The organism is Lentzea sp. NPDC003310 (genome assembly GCF_040610935.1).
In the GTDB taxonomy this organism is placed as follows: Bacteria; Actinomycetota; Actinomycetes; order Mycobacteriales; family Pseudonocardiaceae; genus Lentzea.
Genome location: NZ_JBEXNC010000003.1, coordinates 279,139 through 293,055, shown reverse-complemented (window position 1 = coordinate 293,055; position 13,917 = coordinate 279,139). Strand labels below are relative to the sequence as shown.

10 protein-coding genes are annotated in these 13,917 nt (G+C 71.1%); 5 read left to right on the top strand and 5 right to left on the bottom strand.

Annotated elements, in window-relative coordinates:
* Window positions 1–67 precede the first annotated feature (67 nt).
* Window positions 68–1,159, top strand: a complete 1,092-nt coding sequence (locus ABZX02_RS06605; RefSeq protein WP_355295492.1) for a serine hydrolase domain-containing protein — start codon at window positions 68–70, stop codon at window positions 1,157–1,159.
* Here the strand turns inward: ABZX02_RS06605 and ABZX02_RS06600 are convergent.
* Complete coding sequence (locus tag ABZX02_RS06600) at window positions 1,134–2,531, bottom strand: helix-turn-helix domain-containing protein (protein WP_355295490.1); 1,398 nt, start codon at window positions 2,529–2,531, stop codon at window positions 1,134–1,136. The two genes, ABZX02_RS06605 and ABZX02_RS06600, sit on opposite strands and share 26 nt — an antisense overlap.
* 150 nt (window positions 2,532–2,681) lie before the next feature.
* Between ABZX02_RS06600 and ABZX02_RS06595 the strand changes: the two genes are divergently transcribed.
* The 4 genes from ABZX02_RS06595 (at window position 2,682) to ABZX02_RS06580 (ending at window position 6,873) form a co-directional block, all read left to right on the top strand.
* On the top strand, window positions 2,682–3,695 hold the full coding sequence (locus ABZX02_RS06595; protein WP_355295489.1) for an amidohydrolase family protein: 1,014 nt from the start codon (window positions 2,682–2,684) through the stop codon (window positions 3,693–3,695).
* Window positions 3,692–4,348, top strand: a complete 657-nt coding sequence (locus ABZX02_RS06590; RefSeq protein WP_355295487.1) for an iron-sulfur cluster assembly protein — start codon at window positions 3,692–3,694, stop codon at window positions 4,346–4,348. Before ABZX02_RS06595 ends, ABZX02_RS06590 begins: the two co-directional genes overlap by 4 nt.
* Window positions 4,345–5,370: an NAD(P)-dependent alcohol dehydrogenase gene (locus ABZX02_RS06585; RefSeq protein WP_355295485.1), complete on the top strand. Its 1,026-nt coding sequence runs from the start codon at window positions 4,345–4,347 to the stop codon at window positions 5,368–5,370. Before ABZX02_RS06590 ends, ABZX02_RS06585 begins: the two co-directional genes overlap by 4 nt.
* Window positions 5,371–5,484: 114 nt before the next feature.
* Entirely contained in the window at window positions 5,485–6,873 is a 1,389-nt protein-coding gene (locus ABZX02_RS06580) for a toll/interleukin-1 receptor domain-containing protein (protein WP_355295483.1), read from the top strand.
* Window positions 6,874–7,004: 131 nt separating this feature from the next.
* Here the strand turns inward: ABZX02_RS06580 and ABZX02_RS06575 are convergent, their stop codons facing one another.
* From ABZX02_RS06575 to ABZX02_RS06560, 4 genes are read right to left on the bottom strand one after another with little or no spacing between them, the layout of a single operon-like run.
* Window positions 7,005–9,578, bottom strand: coding sequence for a PKD domain-containing protein (locus ABZX02_RS06575; protein ID WP_355295481.1), 2,574 nt, complete (start codon window positions 9,576–9,578; stop codon window positions 7,005–7,007).
* Complete coding sequence (locus ABZX02_RS06570) at window positions 9,575–11,782, bottom strand: DUF3488 and transglutaminase-like domain-containing protein (protein WP_355295479.1); 2,208 nt, start codon at window positions 11,780–11,782, stop codon at window positions 9,575–9,577. The genes ABZX02_RS06575 and ABZX02_RS06570 overlap by 4 nt, the downstream gene beginning before the upstream one ends.
* Window positions 11,779–12,939 (bottom strand): DUF58 domain-containing protein, encoded by a 1,161-nt coding sequence (locus tag ABZX02_RS06565; RefSeq protein ID WP_355295478.1) that lies wholly within the window; start codon window positions 12,937–12,939, stop codon window positions 11,779–11,781. The genes ABZX02_RS06570 and ABZX02_RS06565 overlap by 4 nt, the downstream gene beginning before the upstream one ends.
* A complete protein-coding gene (locus tag ABZX02_RS06560; protein WP_355295476.1) occupies window positions 12,936–13,892 on the bottom strand; it encodes a MoxR family ATPase in 957 nt (318 codons plus the stop codon). Before ABZX02_RS06560 ends, ABZX02_RS06565 begins: the two co-directional genes overlap by 4 nt.
* Window positions 13,893–13,917: the final 25 nt, after the last annotated feature.

Here is a 13,917-nt window from a genome sequence, read left to right as displayed (position 1 = left end):
GGCCCCACCGCGACCGCGGGGGCCGGCACCATGGCCGTTCGATGATCACCACGGCAGGTTGGTGATCATGAAATCACTCCTGATCGCGGCCGTCGTCGCCGTGACGCCGTTACCGCCGCTGCAGCCGGATCTGTTGCAGGCGGCCATCTCCGACCTGCGGAACCCGGTCGCGACGTCCGCGCAGCTGCGGGTCGCCGGGGACGCGGGCCGCTGGTACGGCACGGCGGGCCTCGCCGACGGACGGCGCGCGGTGAGGCCGGACGACCGGTTCCGGATCGGCAGCGTCACCAAGGTCTTCGTCGCGACCGTCGCACTGCAGCTGGTGGCGGAGGGCAGGCTCAGCCTCGACGCCAAGGTCCGGCACTACTTTCCGGACGTCCCGCAGACCCTGGACGCGGTCACCGTCGGCCAGTTGCTCAACCACACCAGCGGAATCCCGAACGAGGTCGGCTACCCGGACCTGAGCACGCCCTCGAAGGTGCTGGAACACCGCTACGACCGGTGGACGCCACAGCAGCTCCGCGACCTGATCCCCGAGGGCGAGCCGAAGTTCACGCCCGGCACCAAGCAGGAGTACCGCGGCATCAACTACCTCCTCGCCACGATGGTCGTCGAGAAGATCACCGGCCGGGACATCGCGCGGGACGTCGAGGAACGGATCACCCGTCCGCTCTGCCTCACCGGCACGTACCTCCCCGGTCGCGACGAGACGCGCATCCGCGGCGCGCACGTCCACGGCTACCTCGACGTCTCGGGACAGCGGGTCGACGTCAGCGACTTCAACTCCTCACGGGCGCACGGGGAGGGCGACATGATCTCCACGACCGCCGACCTCACGCGGTTCACCGAGGCGCTCTTCGCTGGACGACTGCTGCCGCAAGCTTTGCTGGACAAGATGTTCACACTGCCTGCCGTGTCCATGGTGGACGGTACGCCCGCGCGGTACGCCACCGGCCTGCAGACGTTCTCGATCAACGGGATCGAGGTCTGGGGCAAGACGGGGGAGTGGTACGGCTACAACGCGGGCATGTTCTCGACGCGGGACGGGCAGCGCAGGATCGCCTACTCGTTCACACCCACGGTCCGCGACGCCTCGCAGCAGCTGATGACGCTGAGGATCGCCAACGCGGTGACTAGCCCTTCAGCCGATCGGCCTTGATCCCGTACTGCGCCATCTTGCGGTAGATCGTCGCCCGCCCGATGCCGAGCTCCGCCGACGCCTGCGCGATCGTCGCGCCGGGCGCGGTCAGGCACCGGACGATCTCGTCCCGTTCCAGGGCCTGCAGCCTGCTCAGCCGGTGCCCGACGCTCGTGAACACCTCGGCGGGCAGGTGCTGCACGTCGACCACGTCGGAGCGGGCGGCGGCGATCCGCACGACCTGGCGCAGCTGCCGGGTGTTCTCCGGCCACTCGTACGACAGCAGCGCGCGCACGGCGGCCGAGGTGAACGTGACCTCGCGGCCCCGGTCGCGGTGCGCGAAGTAGTGGGCCAGCGGCAGGACGTCGTCGGGGCGGTAGCGCAGCGCCGGTGCCTCCACCACGACGTCGACCAGCGGTGCCAGCGCTTCCGGGAGCGGGCCGGACGAGGTCAGCGCGAAGCCGGTGAGCAGCGGGGCGAGGGAGGACGCGGCCCACGCGGGCAGCGCGTCCACGTCCGAGACGACGACGCACGTGTCGGCCTTGCCCAGTTCCGGGGTCCACAGCCGCAGCCACGAGCTCACGTCGTCCGGTGCCGGGGGACGGGCGTTGAGCAGGCGTTCGCGGGGGCGGACCGCGCGGCGGGCGAGGGTGGCCAGCGCGGTCTTGCCCGCTCCCGCCTCACCGACGACCGCCACGACGCGGCCCTCGCGCATGGCGTCGGCCGCGGTCGCCAGCGCGGAGGTCCACGCGGCCGAGAGCCGGGGCGGTTCGATCCGGTCGGCGTAGACGCGGAACACCTCGCCGCGCGGGGTCGGCCTCGCCTTGCGGCCGGACGTGCGGGCGAGCATCAGCGCCGCCGTGGTGCCCGCCGCGGCCTGGGCCAGTGCCAGGAGCAGGTCGGACGACTGGTCGGACCACGTCGTGAGGTTCACGCTGCCGGCCAGCGCCCCGCTCACCGGGTCCAGCACCGGCACCGCCGCGCACGTGTAGCCGCGCAGGCCCGTGCAGTAGTGCTCGTCGGCCCTGACCAGCGACGCGGTGCGGTCGGCGAGGGCGAGGCCCAGGCCGTTCGTGCCGGCGTTGGTCTCCGCGAAGTAGAAGCCCGGCGCGAGGTGGACGCGGTCGAGGGAGCGGACGATGCCCGCGTCGGTGCAGAGCCGGGTCAGCACCAGGCCCTCGCTGTCGGTGATCATCAGGCTGATGGGCTCGTTGGACAACGTGGCGTGCAGGCCGCGCAGCACCTCGTGGCCGCACTCGTAGAACAACGACGACGTGTCGACCGTGCCGGTGAAGACGGGGCGGACCTCGTCCTCGGGCACGCCGTAGCGCTCGCTGCGCAGCCACGAGGCCCGCAGGCGCTGGGGGATCGCGGCCAGCTGCCGGTCGTCCACGTCGACCTCCTCGTCGCCCGTCCGGACCCCAGCGTACGACTCGCAGGGTCGCCGGTCGCGGGTCGCGCTGTCTCAAAGTGAGACACCGGACGGGTCCCTGAGCTGCGGCGATCTTCCTACGGTCGGTCCCAACCACCACAGGAGGCGGCCATGTACTCGAAGGACGGCGAGAACTACTTCATCGTCGACGCGCACATCGCGCTCTGGGACGCCCGCCCGGAGAACCAGCGCAACATCCACGGCAAGCAGTTCATCGACTGCTTCTACGACTACCACCGCAACCTCTCGCCGGAGGAGGAGGTCTGGTCGTACGAGGAGTACCTGTACCAGGGCGGCGAACGCCTGATGAAGGACCTGTTCGACGACGGGTACGTCGATCACGCGATCTTCCAGCCCGCCCACCTGGGTGCCTTCTACCACAACGGTTTCGGGCAGACCGAGGAAGCGTTCGCGCTCGCCTCGAAGCACCCGGACAAGCTCACCTACAACCACTGCTGGGACCCGCGCCGCGAGCAGCAGGGCCTCGACGAGCTCAAGCGCGACGCGGAACGGTTCGGGCTCAAAGGCGTGAAGCTCTACACCGCCGAGTGGTTCGGCGACTCGCGTGGCTGGCGCCTCGACGACCCGTGGAGCTACCGGTACCTGGAGACCGCGCAGGACCTCGGCATCCGCAACATCCACATCCACAAGGGGCCGACGATCCGGCCGCTCGACCGCGACGCGTTCGACGTCGCGGACGTGGACCACGCGGCGACGGACTTCCCCGAGCTGAACTTCGTGATCGAGCACTGCGGGCTGCCACGCCTGGAGGACTTCTGCTGGATCGCCACGCAGGAACCGAACGTGCACGCGGGACTCGCGGTCGCGATGCCGTTCATCCACACCCGGCCGCGCTACTTCGCGCAGATCGTCGGCGAGCTGCTGTACTGGCTGAACGAGGACCGGATCCAGTTCTCCAGCGACTACGCGCTCTGGACGCCGCGCTGGCTGGTCGAGCGGTTCGTCGACTTCCAGATCCCCGCGGACATGACCGAGTACGCGCCGCTCACCGTGGCGCAGAAGAAGAAGATCCTCGGGCTCAACGCGGCCAGGATGTACGACATCCCCGTGCCGGAGGGCCTCGACGTCGCCCCGGTCGCGCAGGAGGCGGTGTCGGTCGCATGATCGAGACCGCTGTCCACGAGGCGCTCGACGAGGTGATGGACCCCGAGCTGGACGAGCCGATCACGACGCTCGGGTTCGTGCGGTCCGTGGTGCTGGACGGTGACGTGCTGACCGTCCACTTGCGACTTCCCACCGCGTTCTGCTCGCCGAACTTCGCCTACCTCATGGCATCGGACGCCAAGGACGCGCTGCGCGGACTGGCCGAGCACGTGGTCGTCGTGCTGGACGACCACCACGACTCCGACGTGATCAACCGCGGCATCGCGGCCGACTCGGGATTCGTCGGCACGTACGGCGAGGAGGCGTCGCGAGACCTGGAGGAGCTGCGGCTCACGTTCCGGCGCAAGGCGCACGCGGCGGCGATGGAACGGGCCGTGCGCGACATGCCGCTGGACCGCCTGAGGACGCTGCGACTGCGGGACCTCCCGGCGACCAAGGCCTCGGAGGCGTTGCGACGCAGGCGTTCCGCACTCGGCTTCGACGCCGCGCCGGACGCACTCGTCCTGGTCGACGACACCGGCGTGCCGCTGCCGCCGGGCGACCTGCCGCTGCGGCTGCGGTTCGCGCGGTCGGTCGGCATTTCCATCGAGGGCAACGCGCACTTCTGCCGCGGCCTGCTCCGCACCCGTTACGCAATGGAGGGAACGGCATGAGGGCCGTACAGGTGGTCGGGTACCACAAGGCGTTGGAGCTCACCGAGGTCGCGCAACCCGAGGCGACCGGCCCGTTCGACGTCGTCGTGCGCATCGGCGGCGCGGGCGTGTGCCGCACCGACCTGCACATCCTCGAAGGGCAGTGGGCCGAGAAGTCCGGCGTCGCGCTGCCGTACACGATCGGCCACGAGAACGCGGGCTGGGTGCACGAGGTCGGCTCGGCCGTCACGAACGTCGTGCCCGGCGACAAGGTGATCGTGCACCCGCTGATCACCTGCGGCCTGTGCCGCGCCTGCCGCAGCGGCGACGACGTGCACTGCGCCGCCTCCCAGTTCCCCGGCATCGACACCGCCGGCGGCTACGCGGAGTACCTGAAGACCTCCGCCCGCAGCGTCGTGAAGATCGACGACGCCCTGGAGCCGTCCGACGTGGCGGCACTGGCCGACGCGGGCCTCACGGCGTACCACGCGGCGGCCAAGGCGGCGCGCAGGCTGCGGCCGGGGGACCGGTGCGTGGTGATCGGCGCGGGCGGCCTCGGCCACATCGGCGTGCAGGTCCTCAAGGCGCTGACCGCGGCCGAGATCATCGTCGTCGACCGCAACCCGGACGCGGTGAAGCTCGCCTCGGCCATCGGCGCGGACCACGGCGTCACGGCCGACGGCACGCACGTCGCGGCGGTGCTGGACCTGACCGGCGGCGACGGCGCCGAGACGGTGATCGACTTCGTCGGCGAGGGCGGCGCGACCAAGGACGGCGTGGCGATGCTGCGGCGGGCGGGCGACTACCACGTCGTCGGCTACGGCGAGAACATCGACGTGCCCACCATCGACATCATCTCCACCGAGATCAACCTGATCGGCAACCTGGTCGGCTCCTACACCGACCTGTGCGAGCTGATGGTGCTGGCGGCGCAGGGCAAGGTCACGCTGCACACGCAGAAGTATCCGCTGGACCGGTTCCAGGACGCGATCGACGACCTCGACGCCGGTCGTGTGCGCGGCCGGGCGATCCTCACGCCGTGAACCTGCGCGCTGCGGCCTCGGTGCCGCAGCGCGTTCACCACCCGCCGGGCAGGAAACCGTCTTGGAGGCGGTCAGTAGTCTCTGGCCACAGCCTCACGTGAGAGGGTACGGCCGATGCCTGGCGTGTTCGTCAACTACCGCACCGGAGACGGTGAGTGGGCTGCTGCCCTGGTCAAGCGGGAGTTGAGCGCGCGTTTCGGAGCCGACCAGGTCTTCTACGCGAGCCAGTCCATCCGCCTGGGCGAGGACTTCTCCCGCGAGATCCTCAGCGGCCTGCGCCGCTGCGAGGTCCTCCTGGCCCTGATCGGCCCCCGCTGGGTCGACGCCGTGGACCGCGAGGGCGTCCGCCGCCTGGACAAGCCCGACGACTGGGTGCGCCGCGAGATCCTCGAGGCCTTCGACTGCGGCCTGCGCGTCATCCCCGTCCTGATGGACGGCATCGACCCGCTGCGCGAGGCGGACCTGCCCGACGTGCTGCGGCGCGTGGCCCGCTGCCAGTACCTGCGCATCCACCACCGCAGCGACGACCTGGACCTGCCCCGCCTGGTCGACGAGCTGGTCGAACTGGTTCCCGAACTCCTCGCCCCGCGGCCCGCGCGGACCTCCATGTCGTCGCGTCAACCCGCCGAGGGCGAACTGCGCGGCCCCGTCACCGAGTTCCGCCAGGCCCTGGCGGAACCGCTCGGCCAGTCGGTGCACGACCGCGTCCAGGCGGCGGCCACAGCGGCGCTGGAACTGCTCACCGAAGCGCGCTACCCCACCACCGGCCACCTGGACGAGAGCGACCTGCCCGCCGAGCTGGAGAAGCGGCTCACCGGCTACGAGCACGACCTGGCCCCGTTGCTGCGCCTGGTCGCCATCGGCGTGCGGTCCGGCGACCGCCGGCACGACGAGGTGTGGACGAGCCTCGTCGAACGCTTCCTGCGCCGGCCGTCGCGGCACCACGGCGCGAACGACGTGTGGGTCGACGCCTCGGCGTACCCGGCATTGCTGCTGACCTGCGTGATCGGCGTCGCCGCGGTGGTCGCGCACCGGGAGGACCTCCTGCACCGCCTGCTGTGCCGGACCGCGGCCACCTCCGCCGACGGTCGCACGACACCGGTGCTGCGCGAGCTGGCACTGCGCAACGTGGTCGACCCGCGGCACGCGGCAGCGCTTCCCACGTGGGGCGGTTCGCCTCCTCACCAGGCGCTGAGCGTGCAACTGCGTCAGGTGCTCAGCCGCGTGTTCTTCAACGTCGTCGACGGCCCCGCCTTCGAGTGGGCGTTCGCGGACTACGAGTTCCTGCGCAGCCTGCTGGAGCTGCACGAGGCCCCGTTCTCGTCGTTGGGCGAGTTCGCGGTGCGGCTGGACCACGACGACTCGGTCATCTACCAGCGCAACGCGGCGCGGCTGGACGCGGACTCGGCCCTGCTGCGCGCCGGGGCGTTCGGCGGGGAGCGCGACAACGTCGCGGCGGCGTGGCGCGAACTGCGCCAGGCCACCCGCGCCCGCTACTCGTGACCGGCCTGCGCGCATCACTCCGGCACGACCAGAGACCGTAGGCGGGCCCGACGACAACGCCGTGCAACCAGCGTCACCTCACCGGTCTGACCGACGCGAGCCCGACGGTGCCCGACGCGCGTTCGCACCGGTCAGTCGAGCTCGTCCAGCAGCACCAGGCTGAACTGGTTGCCTCCCGCGACCGCCGTCACCCCGCGGTTGTACTCGGGTGGGGGAGGGGGCAGGTAGGTGTAGGTGATGCCCCACCCGACCACGGTGCCGTCCCTCTTCAGCGCCAGCACGTGCTGGTGTCCGAGGTTCAGGGCGACGACATCGGTCCTGGCTTCGTCCGGCACCCGGTAGATGTGGGACTTGGACAAGCCGAAACTGGTAACCGTGCCGTCTTCCGCCAGCACCACTCCGGCGCTGTCCGTGTAGCCGACCGCCCGGACGGCACCGTCGAACCGGAAGGTCAAGTCCTCTCCGTACGGCCAGACGACGATGGAGCCGTCTGCCTTCCAAGCAGCGACTTTCAGGTCACCCGCGGCGATCCCGACCACACCGCTGGACAGCTCCGCGGGCATCTCCGACGGGGGGCCGACACCATAACCCCACACGATCACGCGGCCGTCGTTCCTCAACGCCACGCTGTACCCCGGCCCTGCGGAGACTGCGATCAGGTCGTGCGCTTCGGCCGGCACGGTCGTCTCGCCCACGTCGTTGCTTCCCCAGGCGACGACGGAGCCGTCGTCCTTCAGCGCCAGGCTGTGGTCTCCACCGGCCGAGATCGCGATCACGCCGCTCAACGCCTGCGAGGGCACCTTGAGCTGGTCGAAGGTGTTGTCGCCCCACGCGATCACGCGGCCGTCGGCTTTCAACGCCACGCTGTGACTCAGACCGGCGTCGATCGCGACCACGCCGCTCCTCGCCTCCTGCGGAACATCGATCTGGAGGGCGGCGTCTTCGTGGCCCCAGGCTTTGACAGCACCCCTTCCCACGCTGAACTGCCGGGAGGACTGCGCGGTCCGGGATCCCTTGGCGATCGTGAGCGTGACGACGTAGTGGCCCGCAGTGGTGAACGAATGGGTGAATTCAGCAGTCCGCGCGGTCACTTCGGGTACTGGCCGGTCGGACCTGGTGACGGTCCACTCCCACCTGTCGGGGTCGCGGGTCGTGTCGGCGCTGAAGCGCACCGACTCCCCGATCACCGGCTTCGGCCGGCGGACGTCGAGCGCGGTGATGGCCGGTGGGGCGTCTGGCGGATCCACGACCACCGTCGTCTCCGCCTCGGTCTGCTTGCCCGTGCTGAAGGTGGCGGTCGCGCGGACGGTGAACGAACCCGGTGCGGACCACCTGTGCCGGGCAGAGGGACCGGACGCCTCTGCTCCGTCACCGAACGACCACCGAACCGCGGCGTGGACGGCGGGGCGCAGTACGAAGACCAGCTCGAACTCGTCACCGATCGTGCCCCGGTTGCCGGGCTTGACCAGGATGGACGCCGTGGCGCCGGGAACTCTCTGGCTGGAGTCACCGCTCAGACCGGGAAGTCCAAGCCCCGCGTCCGGCTTCTGCCGGCCGGTCTTCTGAGCGTTGTCAGAGGGCTTGCTCTCGGGCACCTGAGGCACGTCGGGCGTGGCGGGGTCGTCGGCGTACTTGGTGATCGTGCGCACGTCGCCCCACAGGTCGAGCACGCCGGCCTTGCTGCTCCGCGGGTCGTTGAAGTAGACGATGTCGTCGCGGGTGATGAGCTCGAACGGTGCCGGTTGGTCGAACAGCCGGCGCTGGGCCACCACCCGTGACGGGCCGAGGTCGACGATCGTCGCCTGTCCGGTCGAGTGGTCGGGCACGACCGCGTGGCCGTGGACCTCGACCGGGGTGCCGAGGTCGGCACCCGCGGCGGAGACCTGCACCGGCGCAGTGCAGGAACCGGACCCGAAGGTGCACGTGATCAGCTCGCCGCGGGAGGGAACCAGGATCAGCACCCTGGCGAGACCGGGGGACCCGCTGATGATCACGTCGTCGTCGGGACGGAGGTCCGGGCGCAACGTCCGGCTGACGCCTCCGCTCTCGGGGTGGATCAGCTGGACCCTGCCGTGCTCCGGGTCCACCAGCGCGGGCAGGCCCTGGGTGATCGCGAGACGACCGTTGCCGGTGGCCGCGGGACGCACTCGCCGCTCGCCGCCGCCCAGCCAGACGACGTCGCCGGTCTCGTCGTCGATCGCCCACACCCGGCCTTCGCCGTCGACGACACCGCTACCCGGCCTGACCCTGTCGGCCAGGTGCTCGGGTTCGCCGGTCGGCACCAGCGTCAACGGATCGACCGCCGTGGTCATCCCGCTGTGGACGTCGAGCACCCGAGTCGCTCCCGGCGAGGGCAGCACGACCAGTCCGTTGCTCGCGGGAAGAACGGACACCGGCGGCGAGACCCGTTCGGTGGCACTGTCGACCCGGCGCAGCGCACCGGTCTTCTCGTTCAGGACCAGGGCGGCGTCCCCCTGCTGGGAGACGTTCAGCGCCGTGCTCGGACCATCGACCTCCACCTGGGCCTTCACCTCGGCGGAGGCACCGTCCACCAGCGTCGCCTGGCCAACTCGTTCGGACGCGAGCCACACCGCTCCGGAGTACATGCGCGCTTGCGAGGTCTCGTACCCCGGGCCCACCACCACGACCGCGCCGGTGAACGCGGCGACGACGGCGAGAACAACTCGGACATGTCTCGGTTTCATCGGTATCGCCCCATCTCCAAGTTCTCGCCGGCCCGCCGCCTGCGCCGCCTGACGCTCCACGCCGTCCACAGCGGACGCGGGTCCACCGCCGCGCGCACCCGCGCGGTGGACAGGCGTTGCGGGTGCAGTCCTGCCCTCAACCGCGCCTCGTGTTCCCAGGCCTGATCCGATTCCGGCCGGCCGACGAGTTCCGGTGCGTAGATCGCCGCAGTCGCCAGCCGCGCGGTCGCGGCGATCGAGTTCGCCAGGTCCCCCAGGTCGCCTCGCACGTGCTGAGCCACCTCGTGGAACGTGAGTGAAACGGGTACCGAGACGCCGCGCTCGGCCAGCCGGTCGAGCTGTTCCTGCCAGGCTCCGAGAATCCGCGCCGCGTCGTCCGGATGACCTCGCCTGCGCCGACGGCGGGAAGCTTTGCCGAGCGCCACGAACCCGCCTGCCAGGACGAGGAGCAGAACGACCGCCGGCACCAGGACCAAGGTGCCGTTCAGGACATCGCTCCAACGCAGTGCCCACGAGTCCGGCGCGATGGTGGACTGCGCTTCCGCCTCGGGCGCCGGCTCCGGGGTCTCGGCCGTCGGCGAGGCCTGCGGCGGGACCACGCGGGGTGGTTCCTGCGGGGGCGGGGGCAAGGGCGTGGTGCTGCTGCCGGTCGGGTCGTACTTGACCCAACCGAGTCCGGTGAAGTGCACCTCGGCCCAGGCATGGGCGTCGGCCGTGGTGACGTGGAAGGCGCCGTCCCGGGGAGAGTGCAGGCGGTAGCCGACCGCGATCCTGGCCTGGAAACCCCACATCCGGGCGATCACCGCGAACGCGGCGGCGTACTGCTCCGCGTACCCGCCGGCTCCACCTGTCAACGCGCGGTCGATGGCGGCGTACGAATGTCCTGGTGGACGATCCAGCCGGTAGCTCAACCTGCTCAGTTGAGTCTCGAGGTGGACGAGTTGGTCGCGAGCATCAGCCTCGGAGTGTTCGCGAACCTTCGCCGCCAGCGAACGCAGCGAATCCGGAACACCATCGGGGAGCGGATCCGAGCGGGTCGCCGTCGGCACGGACCGTGCCGGTTCGATGACCCCCTGACTGGTCTCGGCTGTGAGGTCGTAGCTCAGACCCGACGTGATCGGACCTGTTCGCACCACCACGCCCGAGTCCGGGTCGAACCCCACTCTCCCTGTTCCCCCGCGCAGGTCCACCTGGGACGGCCAGCCGACGACGGGGAGGTACGGGCCGGAGAGCTCTTGCAGTTCGACCTGGATTCTCAGCTGTTTGCGGGACGTCATGTCGGGGTCGATGGTGAGGCGGCTCCCGGCCACTCGGTAGGTGTCGTCGGAAGTCCACGTGGTGCCGTCGAACCGGTCGAGGGCGGCGGTGCGGATCCGGTTGATCCTCGGGATGGTCGAGGAATCCGCCCGCACCACGAACAACGGGCGTGGTGGGCTCTCGTTGAGCTGTTTCTTCAGCTCCGCCAACGGGGTCAGCGTGTCGGTGTCGAGGAGGGGCGGGGCGAGCACGTCGCGCGGGTCGAAGCGGTGGTCGCCCGAGGCGAGGGGCAGCACCTGTCCGCCCGCCACGCCGAACAACGCGCTCGCGGCGATCATCGCGGCCACCAGCGCGAGGGCGACGACGGGTCTGCCGGACGGGCGGGCGGTGGACACCGCACTGCCCCGGTGGGTGCGGACCGCGATCAGGAGCAGTGCGGCGAGCAGGAAACCGGCGGTGGCGGCGGGGTGGCCGCCTGCCTGGTTGCCGACCGCCAGCAGCGCGAACAGGAAGGCGGCCAGCGGTGGGGCGAGAGGGGCCAGCGGGTGCCGGGTGCGCAGGACGAGCAGGACCGACGTGAACGCCGCCGCCCACGTCACCAGCGCCGGTGCCGCCAGCAGTTCGGGCCAGCTGTCGGCGGGCGCGCTCACGGTGAGCAGGCGGTTCCAGCTGCCGCGCGTTCCGCTGAGGACGGCGGAGGCGGCGCCGCCGAAGACGCCGTAGACGAGGACCGCGGCCAGTCCGAGGGCGCCCAGCACGGCCGTCGCCCACACGTGCCGGTGGCCCGCCACGGCCGTCAGCGCGCCGACGAGCCAGGCGAGCGCGAGCACCGGCAGGTAGCCGGTCGTGGCGAAGAACCCGTGGTACACCAGTGTTCCCGCCGCGGTGGCCACCACCGCGAGCACCACCTCGGCCGTGCTGCCCGGCGCGAACCTCCGCCAGTTCACCGCAGCACCAACCGGTTCCAGCTCGTCGCGAACATGTCGCTGCTCGCCGCCGAGACCGCGAGCACGCCGCGCGGCCTGGCCGGCGCCACCGCGTCCGGTGTGACGAGCTGGGCCAGGCTGAGCGAGAGGAACCGGGGCCGCAACGACATCAGCAGCCGGGTCGCCTCCGCGTCCGTGCGACCGGTGACGACGACGAGCGCGACGCCCTGGGTGTCGGTGACCACGTCCCGCACCAGTTCGGACAGTGCCGCGAGGCCCCTCTCGGCACTGTCGTGCCGCACGGAGGACAGGAGTTCCAGGGCGGTGCCGCTCGACTCGCGTTCCGCCCCGCCGGTGGTCTTCAGGTGGAGCGGCATGCTCGCTCGTTCGGCGGCGACGCAGAACGACGCGGCGACGCGGACCGCGTCCTCGAAGAGCGTGCCGGGGTAGGTCGCGGAACCGGTGTCCAGCACGACCAGTTGGCGCGGCTCGTCCGGCACGACCACGTGACGCGCCATGACGGTGCCGGTCCTCGCGGTCGCGCCCCAGTGGATGCGTCGCCAGTCGTCGCCGGGGACGTACTCCCGCAGGCTGTGGAACGCCGCCCCGCCCAGCGGGGCGTTGCTGGTCGTGTGGCCTTCGGCGTCCTGGGACCCGCCGAAGGTGATCATGGCCAGGTGGTGCACGCGCGGGTAGACGTGGACGACGAGCTCGCCCCCGGTCGCGCGGCCGCGCTGGAGCAGTCGCAACGGGTCGGAGTGCCCGAGCCGCACGGGTGGGATGACGTAGCGGCCGCGGCGGCTGACCGGAAGCGGATAGCCGACCGTGCACTCGCCGCCGGCGGCCAGCGCGGGCACGGAGACGGTCGTCCGGTCTCCTCCGAGCGTCTCGGTGACCACCAGCGGTGGGCTGCGGCGGCGGCCCACGTTCGTGACGGTGAGCGTGCCGTGCGCGGCGTCGCCCTCGAACACCCGGCGCGGCCGGATCTCCCGCACGACGGTCAGCTTCGGCGTCGCGAGCAGCCACAGCGCGGCGATCAGCAGGGTGCCCGCCGCGGCGAGGCCCAGGGTCACGAGTTCCGGGTAGTCCGCCCACACGCCGAGGGCGACCAGGCACACGGCGGTGGCCGCCATCCACGCGCCGGTCGTGGTCAGACCTGTGCTGGTGAGCCTGCTCATCGGCCGGACGGGACCGGCGCGGTCGCCAGGACCTCGGTCAGGATCGCGTCGGTGGTGCGCTGCTGGATGCGGGCTTCCGGGGTGAGCAGCAGGCGGTGGTTGAGGACCGGGATGGCGATCGCCTTCACGTCGTCGGCCGTCACGTACGGGCGCCCGGCGGACAGGGCGTAGGCCTGCGCGGCGGTGATCATGGCGATGCCGCCGCGCGGGCTCACGCCCAGTTCCACGTCGGGGTGGACCCTGGTGGCGCGGACCAGGCGGGCCACGTACTCGCGGAGGTCCTCGGCCACCCGTTGCTCACGGACCGCCCTGATCATCAGGCGCAGGTCGTCGAGCTCCATCACGGACTTGAGCTCGTCGGGGCGCCTGCGGGTGACGCCGTAGGACAGGATGCCGACCTCGTCCTCGAGGTTCTCCGGGTAGCCGATGCTGATGCGCATCATGAACCTGTCGAGCTGCGCCTCGGGCAGGGCGTAGGTGCCCTGGTGCTCCACCGGGTTCTGGGTGGCGATGCACAGGAACGGGTACGGGACGGGCACGGGGCGGCCGTCCACGGTGACCTGGCCCTCGGCCATGACCTCCAGCAGGGCGGACTGGGTCTTGGGGGAGGCGCGGTTGATCTCGTCGCCCAGCAGGATGTGCGTGAAGACGGGGCCCTGGCGGAACTCGAAGCGCGACCGGCCCTGGTCGTAGACCTGCACGCCGGTCACGTCGGAGGGCAGCAGGTCGGGGGTGAACTGGATGCGCTTCACGTCGGCGCCCGCGACCGAGCGCGCGATCGCCTTGGCGAGGGACGTCTTCGCGACGCCGGGGACGTCCTCGATCAGCAGGTGGCCCTCGGCGAGCAGGCACACGAGCGCCAGCCTGACCACGTCGTGCTTGCCGCGGATGAAGTCCTCGACGTTCGCGGCCAGCGCCTCGAACCTGCGCTGGAAGATCGCCGCATCGGACACCTCAGAGCCCCCATCGTGAACCTTG